General features: G+C 38.1%; 18 protein-coding genes. 12 read left to right on the forward strand and 6 right to left on the reverse strand.

Annotated elements, in window-relative coordinates; all coding sequences use genetic code 11:
• From ACK2M2_RS06795 to ACK2M2_RS06810, 4 genes are all read left to right on the forward strand, one after another.
• The coding region (locus ACK2M2_RS06795; RefSeq protein WP_419346905.1) for an Ig-like domain-containing protein at positions 1-7,032 on the forward strand (7,032 nt) is incomplete at its 5' end.
• A 168-nt stretch (positions 7,033-7,200) separates the two neighbouring features.
• Positions 7,201-7,812 carry an IMPACT family protein gene (locus tag ACK2M2_RS06800; protein WP_419346908.1) on the forward strand — a complete coding sequence of 204 codons (612 nt, stop codon included), beginning with the start codon at positions 7,201-7,203 and terminating at the stop codon, positions 7,810-7,812.
• Positions 7,781-8,422: a DapH/DapD/GlmU-related protein gene (locus tag ACK2M2_RS06805; protein ID WP_419346910.1), complete on the forward strand. Its 642-nt coding sequence runs from the start codon at positions 7,781-7,783 to the stop codon at positions 8,420-8,422. The genes ACK2M2_RS06800 and ACK2M2_RS06805 overlap by 32 nt, the downstream gene beginning before the upstream one ends.
• A 120-nt stretch (positions 8,423-8,542) precedes the next feature.
• The gene (locus ACK2M2_RS06810) at positions 8,543-9,385 is read left to right on the forward strand and encodes a universal stress protein (protein WP_409511596.1); all 843 of its coding nucleotides are present in this window, start codon (positions 8,543-8,545) and stop codon (positions 9,383-9,385) included.
• 373 nt (positions 9,386-9,758) lie between these two features.
• Here the strand turns inward: ACK2M2_RS06810 and ACK2M2_RS06815 are convergent, their stop codons facing one another.
• The 6 genes from ACK2M2_RS06815 to ACK2M2_RS06840 form a co-directional block, all read right to left on the reverse strand.
• Entirely contained in the window at positions 9,759-10,424 is a 666-nt protein-coding gene (locus ACK2M2_RS06815) for an O-methyltransferase (RefSeq protein ID WP_419346913.1), read from the reverse strand.
• Between the two features lie 281 nt (positions 10,425-10,705).
• Positions 10,706-11,422, reverse strand: coding sequence for a peptidase M15 (locus tag ACK2M2_RS06820; RefSeq protein WP_409511594.1), 717 nt, complete (start codon positions 11,420-11,422; stop codon positions 10,706-10,708).
• 140 nt (positions 11,423-11,562) lie between these two features.
• On the reverse strand, positions 11,563-11,886 hold the full coding sequence (gene fdxA / locus ACK2M2_RS06825) for a ferredoxin FdxA (RefSeq protein ID WP_409511593.1): 324 nt from the start codon (positions 11,884-11,886) through the stop codon (positions 11,563-11,565).
• 322 nt (positions 11,887-12,208) lie between these two features.
• Positions 12,209-14,860 carry a DNA mismatch repair protein MutS gene (gene mutS, locus ACK2M2_RS06830; protein ID WP_419346917.1) on the reverse strand — a complete coding sequence of 884 codons (2,652 nt, stop codon included), beginning with the start codon at positions 14,858-14,860 and terminating at the stop codon, positions 12,209-12,211.
• Between the two features lie 200 nt (positions 14,861-15,060).
• Positions 15,061-16,374 carry a peptidylprolyl isomerase gene (locus ACK2M2_RS06835; RefSeq protein WP_409511591.1) on the reverse strand — a complete coding sequence of 438 codons (1,314 nt, stop codon included), beginning with the start codon at positions 16,372-16,374 and terminating at the stop codon, positions 15,061-15,063.
• The gene (locus ACK2M2_RS06840) at positions 16,374-18,881 is read right to left on the reverse strand and encodes an LPS-assembly protein LptD (protein WP_419346920.1); all 2,508 of its coding nucleotides are present in this window, start codon (positions 18,879-18,881) and stop codon (positions 16,374-16,376) included. Before ACK2M2_RS06840 ends, ACK2M2_RS06835 begins: the two co-directional genes overlap by 1 nt.
• A 123-nt stretch (positions 18,882-19,004) precedes the next feature.
• Here ACK2M2_RS06840 and ACK2M2_RS06845 point away from each other — a divergent pair, with 123 nt between their 5' ends.
• From ACK2M2_RS06845 to msbA, 8 genes are all read left to right on the forward strand, one after another.
• Complete coding sequence (locus tag ACK2M2_RS06845; RefSeq protein ID WP_419346923.1) at positions 19,005-20,018, forward strand: aminoglycoside phosphotransferase family protein; 1,014 nt, start codon at positions 19,005-19,007, stop codon at positions 20,016-20,018.
• Positions 20,018-20,719: an N-acetylmuramate alpha-1-phosphate uridylyltransferase MurU gene (gene murU, locus ACK2M2_RS06850; RefSeq protein WP_419346925.1), complete on the forward strand. Its 702-nt coding sequence runs from the start codon at positions 20,018-20,020 to the stop codon at positions 20,717-20,719. Before ACK2M2_RS06845 ends, murU begins: the two co-directional genes overlap by 1 nt.
• 139 nt (positions 20,720-20,858) lie before the next feature.
• Positions 20,859-21,491, forward strand: coding sequence for a 16S rRNA (guanine(527)-N(7))-methyltransferase RsmG (gene rsmG / locus ACK2M2_RS06855; protein ID WP_409511587.1), 633 nt, complete (start codon positions 20,859-20,861; stop codon positions 21,489-21,491).
• A 26-nt stretch (positions 21,492-21,517) separates the two neighbouring features.
• A complete protein-coding gene (locus tag ACK2M2_RS06860) occupies positions 21,518-22,300 on the forward strand; it encodes a ParA family protein (RefSeq protein ID WP_409511586.1) in 783 nt (260 codons plus the stop codon).
• Positions 22,297-23,184: a ParB/RepB/Spo0J family partition protein gene (locus ACK2M2_RS06865; protein WP_409511585.1), complete on the forward strand. Its 888-nt coding sequence runs from the start codon at positions 22,297-22,299 to the stop codon at positions 23,182-23,184. The genes ACK2M2_RS06860 and ACK2M2_RS06865 overlap by 4 nt, the downstream gene beginning before the upstream one ends.
• A gap of 113 nt (positions 23,185-23,297) precedes the next feature.
• Entirely contained in the window at positions 23,298-23,936 is a 639-nt protein-coding gene (locus tag ACK2M2_RS06870; protein ID WP_419346931.1) for a MotA/TolQ/ExbB proton channel family protein, read from the forward strand.
• Between the two features lie 14 nt (positions 23,937-23,950).
• The gene (locus tag ACK2M2_RS06875) at positions 23,951-24,376 is read left to right on the forward strand and encodes an ExbD/TolR family protein (RefSeq protein WP_409511583.1); all 426 of its coding nucleotides are present in this window, start codon (positions 23,951-23,953) and stop codon (positions 24,374-24,376) included.
• 3 nt (positions 24,377-24,379) lie between these two features.
• Complete coding sequence (gene msbA / locus ACK2M2_RS06880) at positions 24,380-26,104, forward strand: lipid A export permease/ATP-binding protein MsbA (protein ID WP_419346933.1); 1,725 nt, start codon at positions 24,380-24,382, stop codon at positions 26,102-26,104.
• Positions 26,105-26,109 lie beyond the last annotated feature (5 nt).

The following is a 26,109-nucleotide window of genomic DNA, read 5'->3' on the forward strand; positions in this document are numbered from 1 at the left end:
AGCTTCAATGAAAACTTAGATGCACAACATCCACCGCAAAACAAAGACTTCACCATCGTGATTGATGGCGTACTGCGTACCCCAGACAGCATCACGATCACAGGTCAAACATTGACGCTGAATTTCACGCCACCGATCTATAGCGGTCAAAGTGTGCAAGTGATCTACACCGATCCAACAGCGCAAAACGATAGCAATGCGATCCAAGATGCGAGCGGTAACGATACGGCAGGCTTTAACGAAACGGTGGATGCCGGTGACAATGGTTCGACGCAAAAAGACACAACACCACCGACAGTACAAGCAATTATAGACGATGCTACTCATATAACCGTGACTTCAAATGAGATCGGCTTAATTGAAATTACGGATATGCAAGGTAACGTTATTGGTCTCGGTGTAGCTAAAGATGGAATCACAGAAGTAATTTTAAAACGTCCATTAATAGATGGTGAAAATATTAAGGTAACAGTGACTGATCCGTCTGGAAATATTGGTGATACGACTATTCAAGCAGGTGATGTTACTGGACCAATTTTAGATACTGCAGAGGTAAATACTTTCGGTCAATTGGTTCTAACTTTCAATGAAGTGCTTAATGCAGGTAATCCTCCACAAGCTAATGATTTCACGGTGAATGTGAATGGCGTAGATCGTATACCAAATACTGTAACGATCAATGGTAAAGAGGTGACATTGAGTTTTGTACCACCAATTTATAGTGGTCAAAAAGTTGAGGTAAGTTACGAAGACCCAACGGTAGGTAAGAATGATGTTAATGCAATCCAAGATGTTGTAGGTAATGACACGAACAGCTTCACTGAAGATGTTGGACTTAATAATTCATCTGTATTAGACCCTTCAAAATTTAAGTTAGAAATTACAGGTGTTTATGATTATGTTGATCAAGTTGGTGGTAGTCCATTAATTACACCAGAATCGATTGTGAATGGAGGATTTAGCAATGAAGCTTCACCTGTTATTACGGGTAAAGCGGCTGCACTGAGTCAACTCACTATTACGATTAATTCAGTCAATTATACTGTTATTACGGATGCATCAGGTTTTTGGACATTTGATTTCAAAACACACAATCCTCCTTTGATTTTAAATGAGGGAAATGTAGTCATTACAATTACAGATGGTACAGATACACTTTCCTTTAATTATGAGTTGGATACAAAACTTGAGCTTCCAGAATTAACCTTGAGTCAAGATACAGGTATAAATCAAACTGATTTTATTACCAATAATGGACAAATCGATGTATCTAAAATTGAGGTTGGTGCAACATGGTTCTACTCAGTTAAGGGGGGAGCATGGGAGCTTGGTCAAGGCGCATCCTTTAATTTAAAAGATGATGGGCTATATGCTGTTGGTGATATTAAAGTTCAAGTGATCGATAAGGCTGGAAATATTGTAGAGGTTACTTACAATAAAGCTTTGACTCTAGATACCAATCCACCAGTTCCACTGACTGCGACGCTTGCTGAAGATACTGCGGTAGTTGGTGATCGAGTGACAAGTAATGGGCTGCTACAGATAGGTAATGTAGAGGCAGGTACAAAAGTCTATATTCAAATTAAAGGTGGAGCTTGGACTGAGGTCATTGCAAATGGAAATGTATATAGCTATGACTTGCCTGTAGGAAGTTATGCAAAAGGTGATATTTTACTTAAACAAGTAGATGTTGCGGGCAATGAAAGCGTTATTTCAGATCTAAATCCAATTGTTATTGATAAGACTGCGAATCAAGTGACGGTGACTTTAGAAGATACTGGCGTCTTGGATCCAACAGGTACAACAGTTACAACCAAAAATCCGATTATTACCATTTCAAATGTTGAAACTGGCGCTAAACTTTACTATACAAAAGATAATGGCGCAGCCGTAGAAATCACCACAAAAGATAGCCAAGGTAACTATATTTTAGTGTTACCAGCAGGTAATTATTCAGCAAATACTTTTAATTTTTACCAAATAGATTTGGCGGGAAATAAGAGTATTAATCAAAGTTTATCTAATTTCGTCATTGATATGACAATAGAACCTGTTGTTATTACTGATCTATCCGATAACTTAAATGGCGATGTAAATACCAATAAAATACCTTCGGGTTCATTGGTAAATAAAAATGATTTTACACTTTCAGGAACGGCAGAAGCAGGTTCAAGTGTAGAAATTTCTATTAATGGCGTAGTGATTACGACAACACCTGTTCAGGCTGATGCGACTGGTAAATGGACGTTTGATTTCTCTGCTGCAAATCCTGCATTAACAGGTTTCTTTGAAAATGGTGTGTTAAAAGACGGCAACTATACGATTACGGCAAAATCTACTGATATTGCTGGAAATATCTCGGCACCATCTGTGGGTTATATTGTAAATGTCGATACGCATATTCAAGCGCCAACACTAGATGCTGTTACAGGAGATAATAGTATCAGCTCTGCTGAGTATATTTCAGGAATCAAATTGTCTGGAACTGCGGAAGCAGGAAGTACGGTTTATGTACAATGGCGAAATCCAGCCGGTACAGATTTTTTAACAGGACCAGACATTTCGGGTGTATTTCTTGATGATAATACGATAAAAATTCATTCAAGTTCTGGCACAAATGGAACATATATAATTAAATATGGAACTGAGTCTATTACTGGTAATTTGTCTAGTCTAGCGAGTGGAATTATTGATTTACCAACCAATATTCCAGTGGGAACAGCAATCACAATAGAAATTAGTTCAGGATTATTTAAAAATTCTTTGATATTGAATAATACTATTTTTGAATATTCGACTACTGCGGATGTAAATGGTAAATGGACTGTACCTGTGGCGGGTCTGCCATCAATTCCTGGTTATTCTAGTGATGCTCATATCCATGTATCTTCACAAGATCAGGCTGGTAATATCAGTTCATCTATAGATCGTACAGTTCCTATTACGCGTACAGAGTCGGCAACCATTAATGTGATTGCGGGTGATGACATTATTAATGCAACTGAATGGACTGGTTTACAAAACAGTTTTATTGTTACAGGAACAATTGCAGATAAAAACTTACTGAGTAGCTTGTTTTTATTTGTTCAAGATGCGAATGGTAATGATGTAAATGTAGGTGTTGGACTAAATAATTTTGTAAATGTTACGATCACTGGTAATACATGGACAGCGACACTCAACGCTACAAATGTTAAAGATAATTTCAAAGAAGGGAATTATAATTTTGTACTTAAAAATCAGGTTATTGGCGGTAGTGTAATTGCTTCGCGTCCAGTGACTTTTGATAAAACACCTCCAATAGCACCATTAATTGAATCTATTGTTGATCAAGTAGATGAGCATGGAAATGTAGGTGTCGATACCACTGTTACAATTAATAATGGTGTTGTGCATACCAATGATAATACGCCTAAAATTCAGGGTCATGCTTTTGATAGTGGTTCAACAGGTAATATTGCCAATACCATTAAACTCTATTTAGTTGTGAATGGTACTGTTTCAGCTACACCATTTGCTACTTTACCTATTAAGGCCGATGGTTCATGGAGTTATCAATATACTCAGGGACTCGCAGACGGCACGTATATAATACAAGCTGTCCAAGTGGATAAAGCGGGTAACATATCTGGAAGTACAACGCTGAATTTACATGTTGATACTCAAGCACCAATTTTAGATGTAAATACAGTGGCCAATGATTCAAGTTCAGGCATTATTGAAATTGATTTAAAAGAAATTTCAGATGGCGTTGAAGTTAAAGGGCATATTGATCAAATTTCGACAATAATTACCGTTGAAATAAATGGTAAGAAAGTTATTGCAGTCGTAGATAGCAATGGTGATTGGACGGCTAAATTTACTTCTACAGATCTATTTGGTTTAAATGATGGAACAGATTATCCAGTCAAAATTACCGCTGTAGATTTGGCGGGTAATCAATTTGAAACAACATTAAACGCACATACTAAATTTGGTCATTCAGTCGAACTAAACGAATCTAATTATGTGGGTACAGCACTCGTTGTAGAGACTGATTTAGCAGTCGCCAATACGACTTTAAAACTTCCCACAGCCCAAGTTCAAGTCAAAGGACAAAATGTTGTTTGGAGTCTGGAAAATGGAGTAGTGTTTGGCAAGATCGGCAATGAAATTGTGATAGAAATAAAAGCCAATAATAATGGCAAATACGAGGTTGTTCTATCTCAAGGTATTGATCATCTCAGTTCAGATATTGCAACTATTCAGATCCCAGTAGAAACGAATGGTGTAAATTCTCAGCTCAGTATTGTAGTACATGATGGTGAGCCTGTTGTTTCACCAGTGGTCAATATAGACATGACTGAAGTAGGAACGGTTTCAGGTACATTTGTTGAAACTTTTGGTATGGATGGAGGTCATCTCAAATCAGTAACGATTGAAGGTAACACTTATATCTATGATTCAGTCAATAACACTGTGAGTCAATCGGGTAGTTCAACAACAGTTTACGCTTATAGTTATTCAAATGATGCCAATAACTTACTGACGGTTACCACCGTACATGGCAATACTGTCAAAGTGAACATGAAGACAGGTGTATATGAAGTCACTGCATCAGGTATTTCTGCTGAAACCATTGTGAATGAAAAACCACAAGCAAGTTTAGGTGATAAAGGTGGGTTACTTGGCACAGCCAATGTGAATGTTGCTGGCTTAATTGATCTAAGTAGTACTCAGCTTTATACGGTTCAAGATGGTAATAACAATATTTCAAAAGTTGTGATTAATAAAGCTGCCTTGCTCAATTTAGATTTGGGGCTTCATTACGTATATTCAGCTGCAATGGCAGCAGAATTTGGTTTTAAAGTTTCACTAATTAATGCATTCCTGATTACACCAGCGCAGATCAGTATTACCTCATTAGATGGTAAAACAATGGATGTAGACCGCTTGAATGAGTTTTTAGGTACTGTGAAATTGGTGTCGGGTTTAGGTCAAATTTTGGATGTGAAGCTTCTTGCAGGAGAATCAATTACTGCGACTGATAGTAATAATGAAACAGGTAAAGATACGACTGTAGATGTTGCCGATGTTGGTGTATTGAGTGGTCTAGGTGAACTCGTTAAGTTACAACAGTCAGGTATTTTACAAGAAGGTACTGCAAACAACGATGTAGTCAGTGGTGATAAGAGTACATTATCCAAAGATGACCGCCTATACGGGTATGATGGTGATGATGTTCTAGATGCAGGTGAAGGTAGTGATATCTTACGAGGTGGCGCTGGAAATGACACACTTTATGCAGGCAATGGCAATGATATTCTGATTGGTGGAAAAGGTAACGATATCCTTTGGGGTGATGTACAAGGTTCCATAAATCGCTTTAGTGATGTCTTTAAATGGGAAGCAGGTGATCAAGGAACAACAACTACACCCGCGCGTGATGTGATTAAAGATTTCGATAAAGCATCTGTGAAAGAAGGAGGAGATGTCCTTGATCTTTCGGGATTATTGGTTGGAGAAGGTCGTATAGGTTTCAGTACAGGTAACTTGACTAATTACTTACACTTTGCATTGGTGACTGAAAATGGTGTAACGAGTACAGTAATTAGTATTAGTAGTAGCGGAGCTTATATTGGCGGATACTCAGCCAAAGTTGCCGCAAAGACGGATCAAGTGATTGTACTAGAAGGCGTTAACCTTGTAGATGGGGTGAATGCTTACGGTCAATCTGTGAAAAATACCGATCAACAGATTATTCAAGACTTACTCAATAAAGGAAAATTGGAGGTTGATTCTGCCAATATTAATGCCGATGCATTGACAGATAAAACTATAGATATGTCAGCGCAAGTGACAGATTCTGATGGCGATATCAAAAACACAGGAACATCAAGCATTGATACGACTGATGTTCCAAATATTGGCTTTATTGAAAATAATGTCGCACCAACAACACAAGTTTCAGTTGGTAGTTTATTAGGTATTATTAACTTGGATGCACTCGGTGTCATTAATCTGAGTCAGCAATATCTAACAGCTTATGATGTAGATAATAATTTAAAAACTGTAGAAGTTAAGTATCAACCACTGCTTACATTGAGTTTGACACCAATGGCACTCACAGCATCGCAAGCCTTGGCCAAAGAACTTGGCTTAGAATTTACTGTAAAAAGTGATGATGGAGTACTTGGGCTCATTGCACCAAGTTCGAAATTAATTATCACTGCAATTGGTGGTGGTGAAATTGATAATCTTGCTGTAAACGAGTTGCTCACAAGTGTGTATCTAACTGCTAATGACGGCACATTATTAAATGGTAATCTGTTGAATGTAGATGTGTTGAATTCAATCAGTATTACAGCAACAGATACACAAGGTGCTTCAAGTTCAAGTAACGTATCGCAGTTACTCGGGTTAAATCTCTTAAACGCTGGAACCTTTAACGCTGCCAAAGATAGTATTTTATTAGGTACTGACAATGATGATGGTTCATTATCTGGAACAGCCAATGCAGATCGAATTTATGGACTGAATGGCGATGATATTATTCATGCAGGTGCAGGAGATGATCTTGTTCGTGGCGGCTTAGGTAATGATTATATTGATGGTGGAGAAGGCAATGATCTTTTACTTGGTGGTGCAGGAAATGATACGATTATGGGTGGTTTAGGCAATGACGTCATGCTTGGAGGGCAAGGTGTTGATACCTACACAGGTGGTACTGGGGCTGATTTAGTATTCTTCGAATTGTTAAATAATCAGTCAGCCCATGGTGGCAATGATCTCGATACATGGACAGATTTCAATATTGCAGAAGGTGACATGATTGATATCTCTGAATTACTAGTTAGTTTTAAAGACGGTCAATCTGATATTAAAGATTTCGTCAATGTTCAGTATGATGCGGCGAGTAAAACAGCAACGATATCAATTGATCGTGATGGTAAGGAAGCAGGATTCCAATCAGAAAAACTCCTTATTTTGCAAAATCAAAACCAAGATATTACGCTTGATGATTTGCTTAATGGTAAAAACCTGTTGTACTGAGTTATATTTAGCCAAAATGGATTTAAATATATAGATTGATGATCTGATTTTTTCAAATTCTAAATTTAAAAAATCTCTACTTATGTAGGGATTTTTTATGCCTCTTTTCAATAGAGAGTTTAATCTGAAACAGGTATAATTGATGAAATTGTCATTACATTTTAATTTATGCCATACACACTTGCGACAGAGGTTAGCTTCGAGGAAGACATTAAAAAAAGTCGCTTTCAGGCGATCGCAGCACCTGTGGAAAATGAACAGCAAGTTAAAGTCTTTTTGGAAAAGCATTTAGATACATCTACAACACACCAATGTTGGGCATGGAAAATTGGACACAATGTCCGTTTTAATGATGATGGTGAACCTTCAGGAACAGCAGGGCGTCCTATACTTGCGACCATTGAAGGTAATGAGTTGACCAATGTTATTGTCTTGGTCAATCGTTGGTTTGGTGGGATTAAACTTGGTACAGGTGGTTTAGTCCGTGCCTATGGTGGCTGTGCAGGGCAATGCTTACTTCTCGCTGAAAAAATTGAACTGATTGAAAAGAAAAAAGCTTATTTTCAGTGTCTATTTAATGAATGGGCGATTTTTCAATATGAGTTGAATCAACAACAAATTGAATATGAAGAACAATATACAGAGAATGGCGTTGTCATTCAGTTGCAATTACAAATACCACAAATTCAAGCTTTGGCATTGAAAATTCAAGATGTAACGCGTGGGCGTGAACAGTTAAAAATAGTGGATGAAGACATGGTGGGTGAAAATCGTGAGTGAACAAGATCCATCATTAAAATATAGAGAACAGCATAAACACCGTTTGAACTATATGCCATGGTTGTATTGGTCATTAAAGCCAAAAAATCGGTTGTGGGCGGATGAATGGCAAAAAGAATATCAAGAATATTTAATGCAGATGGAAACGATAGAAATTGGTGAAAATTGTTTTATTTCACCATTAGCGCATATTTTTGCGGAGCCCGGACGGAAGATTGTCATTGGAGATAATTGCTTTATTGCTGCTGATTGTACTTTACATGGACCTATTACTATCGGAAATGAAGTTGCGATCAATCATCACTGTATTTTAGATGGTGGGCGTAGTGGTATTATCCTTGCAAATCAAGTTCGTATGGCAGCATATTGTCATTTATATGCATTTGATCATGGTATGGATTTAGGTCAGCCAATATATCAGCAAGCTGTCACATCTAAGGGGATTGTAATTGGCAAAGATGTTTGGCTTGGCGCACATGTGGGGATTAAAGATGGTGTACGTATAGCAGATCAAGCGGTTGTCGGTATGAATAGTATGGTGACAAAAGATGTCGCTACACGAGAAATTGTTGTGGGGAATCCTGCAAAAATGATTCGATATCGTGACTAAAAACACATCAATTGTAAATGTAAGTCATTGATTACATTTCTTCATCGATATGCTTAAAAAACTTGTGCTATGTTAAAAACATAACCAACACGAGGCTGTATAAGTCATTGAGAGGCTGATATGAACCGAGTCATTGCATGTATAGATTCTTCCCCTTGCATTAATGCCTTAGCAGAAGCGGCGGCGTGGGTCGCACATAAAACGGGTCGTGAATTGGTTTTATTGCAAGTTCTTGACTATTATCCTGCAAGTTATCATTTAGGTGAAATAAGCGGTGTTATTGGTTTTGAAAGTAATGCAATGTTACTGAAAGAGCTATCAGAACTCGAACAAAAGCAAAGTGAGCTTGCACTCGATTATAGTAATAATTTGCTTAAACATATTTCTAATATGATTCAAGAAAAATATGGACTAACCACAACACATATTCAAGAAAAAGGTGATTTTCTAGAGCAAAGTTTTAATTTATTACAAGAAGATGATTTTGTCGTAATTGGGCGTTTAGGTGAACGCTCTGCAGAAAAAAATAAAACTATGGGTAGTAATGTTGAAAACTTTATTCGTGGTGCGCGATGTACAGTAATGACTGTTGGTGAGGATTTTAAACCGCCGACACGTTTTATATTTGCCTATGAGCTTTCTGAAACCTGCCAAAAAATGCTAAAACGTGTGGCTAAAAGTGATTTATTAAAACAGTTGCAATGCCATTTATTATACGTGGGTGATCACCCAGAAATTCTCAATGAACCCGCACAACTATTACGAGATGCAGGCTTTGATGTAGTGATGGAATATCGCTATGGTGATGTTGCAACCAATATTTTAGATTATCAAAACTTGCATCAGATCCAACTCTTGGTGATGGGGGCATTTAGTCATAGCAAAATTCATCAATTCTTTTTAGGTAGTGTCACAACGACCATTTTTAGGAATACGACAGTACCCTTATTGGTGGCTAAATAGCGTTCTATAAATAAGTGATTTTTATCATATAAAATGAAGGATATCTTGATTTTAAATGATTCATGATATTCTTCATTCTCTTTTTGATTGAAAAAAGTATGAATTTTTAGTCATTTGAAGTTGGTGAGAATTGAGTAAAAAACAGATTGGTTAAAATATATTCTTTGTTAATAAATTTAACAAATACGTATACTTATGTTTTAATACATTAGTTATCCACAATTATACAAACAGCTTTAGGGGATAACTTTTAATAAGTAAAAGTGGTTAGTTCAAGGATGTGTAAATTAGCTATAATAAAAAGCCACATTCATCATGTGGCTTTTATTGAATATTCATTTAATTTTTTAAATTGGTAACTTTGGTTTGTATATTATTTAACAATCGCTATTGCAAAACCATCATGACCCTTACTACCTACAGTTTGTAGTGCTGTACAAGATAGAATTTTAGGATGATTCTGCATTGCTTGATACATTTGACGAATACCTTCAATGCTTGGCTTAACATTTTCAGGATTCATAATATCACCAGCACGAATGACATTATCAAGCACGATTACTGTTCCTGAGCGTGATAAATTTAAACTCAGTTCAAGATATTCAGGATAGCTCTGTTTATCGGCATCGACAAAAATAAAGTCAAAGGCTTCAGTATTTTCAGGCAAAGCATTGAGAATATCTGTAGCACGACCGACTTTAAGTTCTATTGTTTGTGGTAAATTTGCTCGGTCAATATTTTCTTGACCCATCGCTGCATGGGTATCACGACCTTCAATTGTCAGAATATAGCCATCCTCAGGTAATGCACGTGCAAGCCATATAGTGCTATAGGCAGCAAAAGTGCCTAATTCAAGAACACGTTTGCATTTATTCATTTGGATCAACATTTGTAACAGCATACCTTGATTTGCAGCAACGGCAAGATGGTCAGGGAAACCATGCGCAGCAGTGTTTTCAAGGGTTTGTGTTAAAATTGGATCTTCTGGAATTAAATGTGATTCGATGTAATGATCGATATCTGACCACATTTGTTGCATAGCATGTACCTGAATATTTTAAAGCGTAGAAGTGAGTTGCATTGTAAACTTTTTCAATTAGAGTGCAATTTTATTCCGTATTTTTACAGACATTTTAAACAAAAAGACTCAGATTTATTGTTCACTTTATTGATCACTATAATGTCAAAGTTTTAAGTTACCGAGTGTGGTAATCGCACGATCTATTGCGCAGCTAAAAAAGGAGATCGAATGATCTCCTTAAGTGATAATCTATTTTTCAATTTATGATAATAAATATCGTTGAGTTGAAAGTGATATCTTTATAAATTACACATTGAGCTATTACGGGTTAAATCAGGACCCCAAGTACGGTAACCTTGCGTATCAATATGAATTTGACCCGACGCGTATAAGCCTAATCCCATATTGAGATTTTGACCATATTGCACCCAAAATTGACATAATTTATATTTAGTATTTTCAATATAAGCATAATCTTGTGCTTGTGGAGAAACAGGTCCAATACGGAAATCAATTGCAGAGTTAAATAGATGGCGCGAAGAACCTGCACCACCTGCACATTGATTTAAAGGTAAATCACGGTATACAGAGGTTACAGTAAAATCAGTCAATACTTTTGAAGCAACAAGATATTTAAAGACTTTCAGCGTTGCCAACTGATTACGCCATAATTCTTGATTTGGAATCATATATTCAGATTTACCACATTGATCCCAAGCCCGTGCAGTTTTAAACAATTCAAAACTAGGAATGATATTCCCTGAACCATTTTGCTCAAGAAAACGTTCATATTCACGTGAGCGAGCTTGGTTTTCACCTTGCATTAACCAATTGCGATAAGACGTAGGCATAACTTTCGGTTGCATTGCGCGATCAAGCGTGACTTGTTCTTGCGGGATATGAATGCGCTGACCGGGTTGTGTTCCTGACGTATTATGCTTCGGGCTAGAAGTACACCCAACCAAGACAAAAGTCATGGTACCAACGGCGAACAAGCCTTTGAGGAATTCTTTCATTATAGGTATTTAAATTACTGCCAATAAATAATGGGCTATTTTAAACTGAAATATACGGTAGATTTTGAATATTTTGCAAACAATTGTACCTTTTCGTTTCAGATTGAAAAAAAGATCAGCATTTGCTGATCTTTTCTATCTTATTTTTCAAGATATTGAAGTTTGTCGGCTTTACCGTTCCATTCTTCACGATCTTCTGGCTGATCACCAATCTGAGTGATGTTTGGCCATTTTTGTGCTAAATCAGCATTTAGTTCAATAAAGACTTCTTGACCTTCAGGTAATTCATCTTCTGAGAAAATTGCATTTGCTGGGCATTCTGGTTCACATAATGCACAGTCAATACACTCATCTGGATTGATGACGAGGAAGTTAGGTCCTTCATAGAAACAGTCTACAGGGCAGACTTCTACGCAGTCTTGATATTTACACTTAATACAATTCTCAGTGACTACAAAGGTCATGGCGTCAGCTACCTAAAAATTTGGTTCTAATGAATGATGCTGTATTTTAGGCAAAACAGCCGAAAGTAACAATTGCTTTTATTGATATTTGTTATAGATGATCCTGCTGAGAACAGAAAAAATGATGATATAGCTATTTTTCACAGGATTTCGAGATTTCAAAACCATTAAAAATATTGTAAATTCTAAAAATAAGCTGAGATAAACGTGAAAATGCTTAAAAGATGAATAAAGAGCCGTAGATTAAAGAAGCAAAGCCTAAATTACGCAGGCTTTGCTTGCTAAAATAAATATAATATTGATTTGGGTGTTATTTAATCAATCAATGCATCAACTCTTTAAGTTGATACAATTGTGCTAAAGCTTCTCTTGGTGTGAGATTGTCAATATCCAATTGTGCAAGTGCATCTAACGCAGGTGATGATTTTTCAATCTCAATGATTTTTTCAACAACGTGTACTTCTGCTTGTGTAGTTGTATCTGTGATTTCATCGATTGAAGCAAATAAATCATTTTGCGTTATGGTTATTGGCTGTACTTGCTGTTTTTCTAAAATTTTCAAACGTTTTTGTGCTTCTTTAATCACACTTGCAGGAATGCCAGCAAGTTTAGCGACTTGTAAACCATGACTTTGGCTTGCAGGTCCAGACTGAACTTTATGTAATAAAATTAAATTGCCATTCAACTCTTTTGCAGTTACGTGATAATTATCAATGCCTGATTCTTTCGATAATTCAGTCAATTCAAAATAATGTGTAGCAAACAAACATAAACATTTGATTCGACGAGTTAAATCAAGTACACATGCCCAAGCGAGTGAAAGACCATCATAGGTACTTGTACCGCGACCCACTTCATCCATCAGTACCAATGATTGACTTGTTGCGTGGTGTAATATTTGCGAAGTTTCAGTCATTTCTACCATGAATGTCGATTTACCTGAAGATAAATCATCGGCTGAACCAATACGCGTGAAAATACGATCTATGGGACCGAGTTTTGCCGATTGTGCAGGCACGAAACTACCGCAATATCCAAGCAGGCTAATTAGTGCTGTTTGGCGCATGAATGTCGATTTACCGCCCATGTTGGGACCTGTAATAATCGCCATACGATGATTAAAATCGAGCAGGGTATCATTGGGCGTATATGGTGTTTTACTTAGTGATTCCACGACAGGATGACGACCTGCATTAATTTTAATACCCGATTCAGGACTATATTCAGGACGATTCCAATTGTTTAAACGTGCTTGATGGGCAAAATTGGCTACTAAATCAATCTGAGCAATGGCACTGCTCATCATTTGTAAATCGCCAATATTTTGACGTAATTCTTCAAGTAACATTTCAAATAGCATTTTTTCACGTGCAAGCGCACGAGATTCACTAGATAGGACTTTATCTTCAAATGATTTTAATTCGGGGGTAATATATCGTTCAGCATTTTTTAGGGTTTGACGGCGAATATAATGCTCAGGGGCTTGTTCTGCTTGTGAGCGAGTCAGTTCAATATAGTAGCCACTGACACGGTTATAGCCGATTTTCAGTGTATTGATCCCACTGACTTCACGCTCGCGAATTTCGAGGTCAATCAGAAATTGCCCTGCATGATCACGGATTTTACGCAGTTCATCGAGTTCAGCGTCAAAACCTTCTGCAATGACATTTCCATCACGTAGTAAAACAGGTGGATTTTCAACAATGGATGACATTAAGCGTTCATGTAAGCCATTAAAATCACCTAATTCCTCATTGAGTTGAGTGATTAGCTGCGATTGTTTATTTGTTAATACAGGTTGTAATGCATGGCGTAAAAATGGAATTTGCGCACATGCTTGACGCAGTTGCACTAAATCACGTGGGCGAGCACTACCTAAAGCCACACGGCTGAGCACACGTTCAATATCGCCAATGTCTTTCAGGACGAGTCGAACAGGTGATTCATGATAGCCTTTCAGTAGATTTTCTGTGGCATCAAGGCGATGATCGAGTAGTGCTGTGTCACGTAACGGTTGCATTAGGGTGCGGCTGAGTAAACGTCCCCCCATAGCTGTTTGACAATCATTAATCAGAGAAAAGAGTGATGTACCATGTTCAAATAATGGATCAATAATTTCTAGATTGCGACGTGTAACAGGATCAAGGGCTATAAAATCTGTACTTTGTTCGAGTTTTAAGGAGCGAATATGGGGTAAAGCCGTTTTTTGTGTTTCACGTGCGTAATGAATTAGTGCAGCTGCCGCAGCTTTGGCTAAAGGAAGATGATCAACGCCAAAACCTGAGAGTGTTGAAACGGCAAACTGATCACATAAGGTTTTTTGTGCATTATTTAAATTGAAATCGACATTTGGACGTTTTGTAATAGGGCAATCAATATTTTTTTTAACTGAGTCGATAATATTTGGATCAACCAAATCTTCATCAATTAATATTTCACTTGGCATCAAACGTGCAAGTTCAAGCGGTAAACTTTCTGAATTAAAATCTTGCTGTTGAACTTTAAAAATCCCAGCGCTGAGGTCAAGGAGTGCTATACCAACTTGATTTTGTTGAAAACACATGGCGACCAAATTCGATGCTTGATGTGCAGTTAATAGCGCATCATCAGTGAGTGTTCCCGGTGTAATGATACGAACTACGCCACGTTCAACAGGCCCTTTTCCTGTCACTTCACCAATTTGCTCACAGATCACCACAGTTTCGCCTTTCTTGACTAGGCGAGCGAGATAACCTTCTGCTGCATGGTAGGGAACGCCTGCCATTGGAATCGGTTCACCATTGGCTTTACCACGATGGGTGAGTGTAATACCGAGTAATTTAGCCGCTTTACGTGCATCATCAAAAAATAGCTCGTAAAAATCTCCCATGCGATAAAACATGATTGAATGTGGATTTTGCATTTTTATTTTTAAATATTGTTGCATCATCGGGGTGAGAGTAGATAAGTCGGCTATGAGTTGATTGTCAGTCATAAAATGCTCGGAGAATAAAAAGGAAACCTTGCTAAAATAATTTAGCAAAAAGATTTTAACGAAAATTATAGATACTGAATATTGTATTGATATATTTCCATTTTAAAAGTGAAAGAAATATTCAGTATAGGGCAATAATACGTAGTAATTAGAATTAAAAAACCCTATCAGAAGATAGGGTTTTGATTTAACGATGTAAATTATTTACCTATTGCTTTGCTCAGTTCAGGGTCTTTAACTTCAATGTATGTGCTTGAACGAAGTTCACGTAACCAACTGTCAAGTTCAGAGTCAAATTGACGCTCACCTAAAATTTGACGTGCCATGCGTTGTTGATATTCTTGGGTCATGTCTTGTTGGCGTGTACCACTGACCAATAAAATATGCCAACCAAATTGAGTTTCAAAAGGTTCAGTCACTTGTCCCACAGTAGCTGCTTTCATTTTTGCATCAAACTCAGGCACCATCATGCCAGGACTGACCCAACCCAAGCTACCACCATCACGTGCAGAACCAGGATCATTCGAGTAAGTTGCTGCTAAAGTAGCAAAATCTTCACCTGCTTTAATACGGTTGTAAATACTATCAATCGTTTGCTTCGCACTTTCAGGGCTTACCACTTCAGATGTTTTAATCAAAATATGGCGTGTTTCAAACTGAGGAACAAGTGCTTTCTGTTCGTTGCCTTTACGTTCAAGTAATTTTAAAACGTGAACGCCATCTTTGGCTTGAATCAGCTCAGTCGCTTGCCCAGGGTTGAGTACACTCACACGTGCTGCAAGTTCTGATGGAATGTCAGACAGTGGGCGGAATCCCATATCAGCACCATCAACTTTGACAGTTTCAGTGCTGTATTTTTTTTCGATTGTTTTGAAATCATTGTTACTGCTGAGATCATTTTTTACTTGCTGAGCGATTTGAGTCAATTCACTTGGTGTTGTTGAGCCTGAAATACGCATGTGAATGACATGTACTTGACTACCGACAGCGGCTTGACCTTCAGGTGATTTGAGGAAATTATCAACATCTTGATCGCTAATTTTAATGCGTGACATCACTTGTTGTTGACGCAGACGTTGAATGAGCAAGTCATCTGCAATACGGTTACGTAGCACTTCATACGTTCCTGGTGCAACACTATCTAGCTTTTGTTGAAAAGCTTCAAGGCTAGTTGCGCCTGATTGATTTGCAACTTTTAAAACGGCTTCATTGAGGCTCTTTTCATCTGCCTTCAAACCATAGCGTTTAACTTGTTCCATCTGTGCATTTTGGGTGATGAGCTGATTTAAAACTTGCACACGTAAATATTCAGTCGGTGGAACTTCTTTCTTTTGCGCTTGTAATTGATGCGCAGCTTCAGCCATACCTTGCTCTAAATCACTTTGAAGAATGGCACTATTACCTACAACCGCAATGACTTGATCTGTCGGTTCAGCAAATACGGACATTGATGAAGAAATCAAGAGTGTGAGTGCAGTCGCTTTAAAGAGTTTTTTTAAATTCTGAGTCTTCATTAATGGGTCCAAGATTGATTAACTTTGTCGAAACCTAAAATACGGTTTTCAAGTAATGAGCTTAATTTGTTGTTTAAGCCCCCGAGTCCTTTCAGGGTGAACTCAGCCATTACAGCGCGTTTTGGTTTTACATCAGATGCATTGACATCGTCAAGGTCGTTAAAGTATTCACGACCATAAACGGAGATACCCCAACAGCATGATTCGTAATTGACACCGAGCAAGTATTCACGGGCAACATTGTTGTCAATGTCGTATTGGGCATGGCCCATGATGCGCCAATTGTTGCCTACAGGTTGAATAAATGAAGCAACAACTTGATCATATGGTTTTTGGCGGTCAGGTAGATTGTTGCGAGAAAAATAGCCAACATTGAATAGGTTACCTTGATCGCCTGTATAGTAGGCTTGTAGGTCACGCTGAACATTATCCCCGTTTGACATCCATGCGCCATTTGCTCCAACGCTGAAATTTTGTGATAGCTGACTGGTTAGGCTAACAACGGGGCCAGTTTTCTTTTCGGTATCAAAATCATCTGACTGATTGAGTAAACTAACTTTGCGATCATCAAAGAAATAACTTTGACCCACACTTGCACGTATACGCTCAAGTCCTTGTGTATCAAACAAGCTATAACTTAAACCTAAAGATAAGAAGTTATTATCTTCTAGACGGTCATGTCCATAAAAACGATAAGGACTGAATAATTGATCATAGTTGATTGATGCCGTTGTTGAATCAAAGTTTGGATAGTTCTGCTGATTTTCATACGGTGCATAAGCATAGAATGCACGTGGAGTCAGTGTTTGTAAGAATTTTCCATCTTTTTCAAAGGTTAAGCCTGAATCAAATGTAAATTGCGGTACAACTACAGATTTATTTTGAGAATCTGAACTAAAGTTACTTGATGTTTTTGTATCCTGATCATAATACGTATTTAATGTACGGATAGATGCCTCAGGAATAAAAAATCCCCACTGATTTCGGAAGTTATAGCGCGCAGCAACTTGGTTGTATAAACGTGTACCGTTAGGTTGTGCTAAATCGGTAAAGTCAGAGATATTCTTTTTAAAGTAAGCGGTGTCGTTATTAAATTCGTATTCAAAACCTTGTGGGTTACCACCAACATAGTTCAACAGGAACTGGGGGAGGCGTGCATATGGCTTATCAATGTCGTTGATGTCTTTATCAAGGGTCTGGAAGTCTTCGACTTTTAATTGTGCTTTTAAACCAGGAACACCATTGGCATAATTAAGTTCCCAAGCACGACGTTGGTTTAACTCGGTTCTTGAATCTGAACTTGCATTCAGATCAGAGAAAAAGTCTTTGTCAGAAACATAGTTGTATTCAGCATTGGTTGACCATTGGTCATTAATTTGCCAATTATGTAAAAAGTGAAAATCTGCACGGTCTGTACTTAAATCATGTTTAATTCGATAAGCATCATTTTCATATTCTTTATCGGATGGAAGATATGATCCCCATAAACGACCAGCACCGAAATTTTCGGTTAAATAACGGAATTCACCCGATGCCATTACACCACGATCACTAATAATACGGGGTGTTACTGTTGCATCATAATTAGGTGCAAGGTTTAAATAAATTGGAACAGCAAGTTCAAAACCACCGTCATTGGAAAAACCAAAGGTTGGGTTTAAAACCCCTGTAGTACGACGGTCATCAATGGGAAAATTGAAATAGGGTACAGCTAGTACAGGTACATCTTTAACGTATAATTTTGTACCGCGTGTTACACCACGTCCCGTATCTTGATTCAGTTCAATGGTATCTGCTTGTAGTTTCCATGTCGGTTTCTGATCGGGTGGGCAGGTTGAGTAACTGGCATCTTCTAGTACGACTTTGGTCGGTGAAACTTTAGAAATTTTGCTTGCATGGCCATGTGCATGGGTGACTTCTGCAATATAGAAACTGTTGTTTAGCTCGCCTGTTTCTTCTTTTAAGTTGTAATCAATTTGATCACTTTGCGCTATAAGACCACCTTGAGCCATTTGTACATTGCCTTTGGCTTTGGCAATAGTTTGACTTTGGTCAAGTATGACTTCATCGGCACGGATCATACGACCTTGTTGGTCAATGACCACATCACCCGAAAGTACTGAGTCGCCATTGGGATTGTAATAACCATGATCGGCAGTAATGACCGATGAACCATCTTGAGGTGAGGTCGATTTACTTTGCTGATCAAATGGTGTTACCCAAACACCATCGCAATAGCGATTGGTTGCGGTATTTACATCATCACGAATTTGCGCTTCGGCTGAGTTTTTATCGACATAATATTGTTCAAAAAAGTTTTGCCCAGGAAAACTTTCTTTCAGTGCTTGCTGCAGTTTTTGGTTGTCGACATTGTTTTGTGGAGCAACAGGGATTTCTCCAGTTGTCGTGACAGCGTCAATTGGGTCTGCATAGCTTGCCATTGAACTTCCGCATAGAAGTGTCAAAATAGCAGTTGCGAGAGGATTAAATTTAAACTGATGCTTCATTTGTCTCATTAACCAACCAAGTATGCAGATAGCAATTAATTATTGTCGCATCATAGAGAAAAAGTTGATAAGTGGCTACACTTAGAACTTCAAAAAAACAGCCTGTAATAGATTTAATTGCAAATGAAAATACAACGTGAACAATTGATACAAACATGGATTACATCTGTACTCAACTCAGATCAATTTGAAATCAACTTTTTAGCAGGCGATGCGAGCTTCCGTCGTTATGCACGAATTATATTGAATAATAAAACATTTATGCTCATGGATGCACCTCCTGAGAAAGAAGATTGTCGTCCTTTTGTGTCTATAGGCGAGTTCTTTTATCGTCATGGTGTGCGTGTACCGCATATCGTTGCAAAAGACTTAGAAAATGGTTTCTTATTACTCGAAGATTTTGGTGATGTTTTACTGTCTACGCTGTTAGATGATCAAACAGTTGATGCACATTATGCACAAAGCTTTAAGCAGTTGATTCAATTGCAATCGATTGATGGTCAGAATCAATTTCCAGCATATTCTTATGAAAAATTAATTTCAGAAATGGATTTGTTAACCGATTGGTTACTACCATCTTTAAAGATTCAGCCAACTGAAAGTGAACAAGCACTGATTAAACGCACATTTGCGATTCTTGCAAATGCAGCACTTGCTCAACCTCAAGTCATTGTACACCGTGATTTTCATAGTCGAAATCTGATGATTTTAGACGGTGAAACAGAGCAAGGTGTTATTGATTTCCAAGATGCTGTAATCGGTGCGGATACTTACGACTTAATTTCGATTACCCGTGATGCGTATGTGCAGTGGAATGCAGTACGTGTCTACGATTGGTTTAAAGTATTTTATGATTTGTTGCCTGAAAGCGCCAAAGAAGACCGTGATTTTGAACAGTTTAAGCAAGATGCCGATCTGATGGCGATTCAGCGTCATATCAAAATTTTAGGTATTTTTGTCCGCCTATTTGAACGTGATGGTAAATCAGGCTACTTAAAAGATCTTCCTCGTGTGATGTGGTATTTACTAGAAGAATCTAAACCATATGCAGAATTGCAACCATTTATGGATTTTATCAATGCTAGAGTCATGCCTGCATTTACTGAAAAATACGGTACTTACGAGGTTGTAGCTTAATGAAAGCAATGATTTTAGCCGCAGGGCTTGGCAATCGCATGCGTCCATTGACGCTGTATAAGCCAAAGCCTTTGCTTGAAGTGGGTGGAAAAGCATTGATTGTTTGGCACATTGAAAAACTCAAACAAATTGGTGTGACTGATATTGTTATTAATTCAGCATGGCTTGCCGATGTACTTATTGGTGCGCTTGGCGATGGTTCACAATTTGGTGTCAATATCCGTTGGACACGTGAAGATGAAGGGCTTGAAACCGCAGGAGGCATTATTAATGCCTTACCTTTACTCGGTGATGAGCCTTTTATTTTAATCAATGGTGATGTTTGGACACAGTTTGATTTTTCGACTTTGTTGAATGTTGATTTGGGCAATTGTACCGATGGCGACTTGGCTCATTTGGTCTTTGTTGATAATCCTGATCAACATCCTAATGGTGATTTCACACTTGCAAATGGTCGTGCGTATACCTTTGATCAAGAGCAAACAGGTGAAAATCTGACATTTAGTGGAGTATCAGTGATTCATCCTCGTCTATTTGAGGGCTTAGAGTCGGGGAAGCGCCCGCTCGCACCTTTACTTAAACAAGGCATGCTTGATAATAAAATTTCAGCAGAAAAAATGCAAAGTGCTTGGGTCGATGTGGGTACACCTGAGCGTTTAATGGCATTGGATTTACAAATTAGACAAGGTGATTATGCTTAAGACGGTGTCTTAAGATGTCTAAGTAAAGGCTTTAGTGCTTGTTAATACGCTTAACTGCGTATTAACTCGTCATTAAGTACTGTTCCACGGACAGGAAATCGGTATACTTTCATCTAAATTTTTGAAGATGTCATTCTCTATGCATCCATTTTTTCAAGAGCTAAAACAAGGCAGTCTCAAGCTTGGTCTACAGTTGAGTGATGAATCACTGAATTTGTTGTTAAAGTATCAAGATGCATTGGTCTTGTGGAACAAAGCTTACAATTTGACCGCCATTCGTGATCCGAAAGAAATGCTTGTAAAGCATTTGTTGGATAGTTTAAGTATTTTAAATGATTTGCCTCAAGGTCGTCTGCTCGATATTGGTACAGGTGGTGGTATGCCTGGCATGATTATTGCGCTATGTCAGCCTGAGCGTTCATGTGTATTACTCGATTCTAATGGTAAAAAAATTCGTTTTTTAAAGCAGTTTATTGCTGATTTAAAATTACAAAATGTGATTGCTGTTCAAACACGAGTTGAAAATGAAGATATGATCCAAGAATTGGGTCAGTTTGATGTCATTACCAGTCGTGCTTTTGCATCATTGACTGATTTTGTTGAAGCTTCAAGCCCTTATATGCATGACAATAGTATTATTGCATCAATGAAAGGTTTGATTCCGCAAGATGAAATTGATGCGCTTAAAGATCAATTCAGTTGCGACATTATAGAATTACACGTGCCACGCTTAGATGAGCAACGTCACTTACTTTTATTAAAACGTATTTAAAAAACAAATGAAGGACTGGGGTTACCATGGCTCAAATTATTGCGATCGCTAACCAAAAAGGCGGCGTAGGTAAAACCACTACAGCGGTGAATTTGGCTGCTTCATTGGCAGTATTAAAAAAACGTGTCCTTTTGGTCGATATGGATTCTCAGGGTAATGCCACAATGGGCTCGGGAATCCAAAAAAATGATTTATTATATTCAGTGACCGACGTTTTATTGGGTGAAGTGCCGATTGAAACAGCAATTACCAAAGCTGAAGTAGGCTATAAGGTTTTGGGTTCAAATCGTGATCTTGCAGGTGTAGAGCTTGCGATTGCAGATCAAGACGGGCGTGAATTTATTTTACGTGAAGCATTAAAACGAATTGATCAAGATTTTGATTATATCATTGTCGATTGTGCACCAAGTTTAAGCTTAATCACAGTCAATGCCTTGTCTGCTGTACATGGTGTGATGATTCCAATGCAGTGTGAATATTATGCTTTGGAAGGTTTGGCTGATTTAACGCAAACCATTGATAAGATCCAACAGGCTTTAAACCCTGAATTGGAAATTATTGGTGTACTTCGTACCATGTATGATTCGCGTAATGCATTAACACGTGATGTTTCTGCGGAGCTTGAACAGTATTTTGGCAAAAAATTGTACGATACGGTAATTCCTCGAAATGTACGTTTGGCTGAAGCACCTGCGCATGGTTTACCGATTATTTATTTTGAAAAAAGCTCCAAGGGTGCAATCGCTTATTTAAATTTGGCAGCCGAAATGTTGAAAAAAAGTAAAGTGAAAAAAGGAAGTCACGCATGACTGTAAAAAAACGAGGGTTGGCGAAAGGGCGTGGCTTAGATGCGTTGCTCGGATCAATCCAAAAAGAAAAATTACAGCTTGAAGTACAAGCGTTAGATCATGGTCAGTTAAAACAAATTGATGTCAATCAGTTGAAACGTGGAGAATATCAGCCACGCCGTTTTATTGATGAAGCTGATTTACAAGAACTTGCAGCCTCTATTCAAAAACATGGTGTGATGCAACCGATTGTTATTCGCCCGATTGATGATGCTGAACATGCGTATGAAATTATTGCAGGTGAACGTCGTTGGCGAGCTGCACGTATTGCGGGACTAACTGAAATTCCTGCAATTGTGCGTGATTTGACTGACCAAGTTGCGATTGCTTTGGCATTGATTGAGAACATTCAACGCCAAGATTTAAACCCAATTGATCAAGCGCTTGCATTGCAGCGTTTCCATGAAGAGTTTGGTTTAAGTCATCAAGAAATTGCTGACACTGTAGGCAAAGCACGTACTACAGTCAGTAACTTATTACGTTTGCTCAGCCTGACCGATGAAGTGAAAAACTTGATGCAACAAGGTCAAATTGATATGGGACATGCACGTGCAATTTTGACTTTAAAGGCTAAAGATCAATTACAAATTGCTAAAATTGTAATGGATAAGGGCTTATCTGTACGCCAAACCGAGCAATTGGTACGTGATTGGAATACACCAAAGCAAGAGAAAGCAAGTGCACCTTTGGTGGCTGATGTTGAGCAATTGACTCAGAAGCTGTCTGAGCGTTTTAGTGCCAATGTTAAAATTGATTATAATAATCAAGGTAAGGGGAAACTTGTGATTAGCTATAACTCACTTGATGAATTAGACGGGATCTTAAATATCTGTCTAGCAGAATAAGAAAATAGGCTTCTTTTGTGTCGCAAAATACAGTATTAAAAATTGAAATGATGCATAGTCACAAAGGAAGCCCTGAAAATGAGCGTTAAAACTTAAGTTTGGGGAATAGGTTTATGTGGGAATTGGTGAAAGCGGGCGGTTGGTTAATGCTGCCGTTGGTGTTGTGTTCGATCTTTACTTTGGCTATTACGCTTGAACGCTTAATTCGTTTGAAGCGGGCGAATGTATTACCCAAAAATTTATTATTGCAAAAAGGTCGTCCACTCGATTCAGTGCTTGATACGCTTGAGCAAGATAAAGTCGCGGCAAATTCAACTTTGGGTTATATCTTGCGTGAAGGCATAGATGCATTTCCACAAGGTGAAGCCTATGCACGTGCACAAATGGAAGCGACTGCATCGCGTGAAATTGGATATTTGGAAAAGAATGTTAACTTTTTAGGCACACTCAGTGCTGTTGCGCCATTGCTTGGTTTATTGGGGACTGTACTTGGGATTATTGAATCATTTTTAGTTTTGGACTTTGGTACTAATAGTAATCCAACTATGATGATTCCAGGTATTTCCAAAGCATTGATTACCACTGCTGCGGGTATGGTGATTGCAATTCCTGCACTATTTGCCTACCGTTATTTTCAGCGCTTGGTTCAAGAATATATATCTGAGCTAGAACAACAATCGACACTATTTCATGCAGCATTGTTCTATCGTAAACAGCAGCCAAAAGATGTTGAACAAAAACAAGCGAGCTGATTGGGGATAGGCAGATGAAATTTAAAAGATCGAATACTGTTGAAGATATTCATATCAATCTAACACCCATGATCGATTGTCTATTATTTATATTGGTTATTTTGTTGCTTACGACAACATTCAATCAACAAAGTCGAATTAATTTATCTTTACCCGATGCACAGGGTGTTCCACCGAAGGACTTTCAGCATAAAATTGAGGTGATGGTTGATGCATCTGGACATTATGCAGTCAATGGTCAAGCTCTTTCGAGTAAAGAAGTTGCCGATTTAAGTGCAGCAATTAAACAGACGGCACACGATAAACGTGATTTAATGTTTATTATTGCCGCAGACGCTAAAGCAACCCATCAAGATGTCATTCGTGTGATGGATGTTGCGGGTCAGCTTGGCTTTGTTAATATCAATATCAGCACAAAAGTTCCCTCCCGAGGTTATTAATCAGTGAAGCAGGATTTTAAGGTCTATCTGCGCCTTTTAAGTTATTTAAAGCCCTTTGTTGGGATTATGGTCTTGGTTGTGGTGGGTTTTGCTCTCAATGCAGCGACTGAAGTTTCAGTCGCTAAATTGTTGGAAAAAATCATTAATGCCATTCAAACTCGAGATCAAAGTTTTACGACCTTATTTCCAATTCTTGTTGTTTTACTGATGTTTTTCCGCGGTGTCGGATTGTTTATTGGTGGTTATTTTACTGCCGTCATTTCACGCAATTTAATTTTTAATATTCGTCAGGAAGTATTTGCAAAGTTATTGCGTTTGCCTGCGCAGTATTATCTAGATAATAGTAGTGGGCATATTACGGCAAAAATTATGTACAACGTTGAACAGCTTACCGCAGCGTCAACAGAGTCATTAAAAACAGTTTTGCAACAGGGGATGATTACCATTGCCTTGTTAGGTTATCTGCTTTATACCAATTGGCGTTTAACAGCCGTAATTCTTATTTTTGGCCCACTGATTGGGATCATTATTCGCAAAGCATCTAAGCGAATGCGTAAACTGTCAGTGCAAGTGCAAGACACCATGGGGGATGTAAACCATGTGGTGCAAGAAGCCGTGGGTGGACAGTTGGTTGTTAAAGGCTTTGGTGGACAGCCTTATGAGCAAGAGCGTTTTAAACAACATTCGTTGGAAAATTTAAAACGTGGTCTGAAAATGGTCATAGTACAACAATTGAATAGCCCGATTGTTCAACTGATTATGTCCATTGCGCTGAGTATTATTATGTACATTGCGCTACGTCCTGAAATTTTACAAGATACATCAGCAGGTCAATTTATTGCCTATATTACCGCTGCGGGTATGCTGAGTAAGCCGATTAAAACCCTGACAGATGTGAATGAAAAATTACAACGAGGCATGGCAGCAGCACATTCAGTTTTTGAATTGCTCGATTTACCAGAAGAAAAAAATAATGGAACACTCACTCCAGTATTAAAAGGTAATGTTGAATTTAAAAACGTCAATATGATGTATGCAGATGGTTATCATGCCATCCAAGATTTCACCTTAAAAATTGAAGCAGGGCAGACGGTTGCTTTGGTCGGACGTTCGGGTGCAGGTAAAAGCTCGCTCGTTAATTTACTTATGCGTTTTCAAGAGATTAATTCAGGTAGTCTATTGTTTGATGGTATTGCCATTCAAGATATTGAAGTCAGTAGTCTACGTACACAAATTGCAATGGTGAATCAACAGGTCGTGCTGTTTAATCGAACCATTCGTGAAAATATTGCTTATGGTCAGTTAGAGTCTGCAACGGATGAAGAAGTGATTGCAGCAGCAAAAGCCGCTTATGCACATGACTTTATTATGAGTTTACCCAATGGTTATGACACCGAAGTCGGTGCACAAGGTTTAAGCTTATCTGGTGGACAACGTCAGCGTATTGCAATTGCGCGTGCAATTTTGAAGAATGCACCAATTTTGATTTTGGATGAAGCTACAAGTGCGCTCGATAATGAGTCTGAACATTATATTCAAAAAGCTTTTGATGAGGCGATGCAACATCGTACGACGATTGTGATTGCACACCGATTATCGACCATTGAAAATGCAGATGTAATTGTGGTTATGGATAAAGGGCGTATCATTGAGCAGGGTACTCATACTGAGTTATTGGCTGCGCATGGGGCTTATTATCAACTGCATGCACGCAATTTTGAGGAATAATCTGT

It is taken from the genome of Acinetobacter sp. TY1 (assembly GCF_048551395.1).
GTDB lineage: Bacteria > Pseudomonadota > Gammaproteobacteria > Pseudomonadales > Moraxellaceae > Acinetobacter.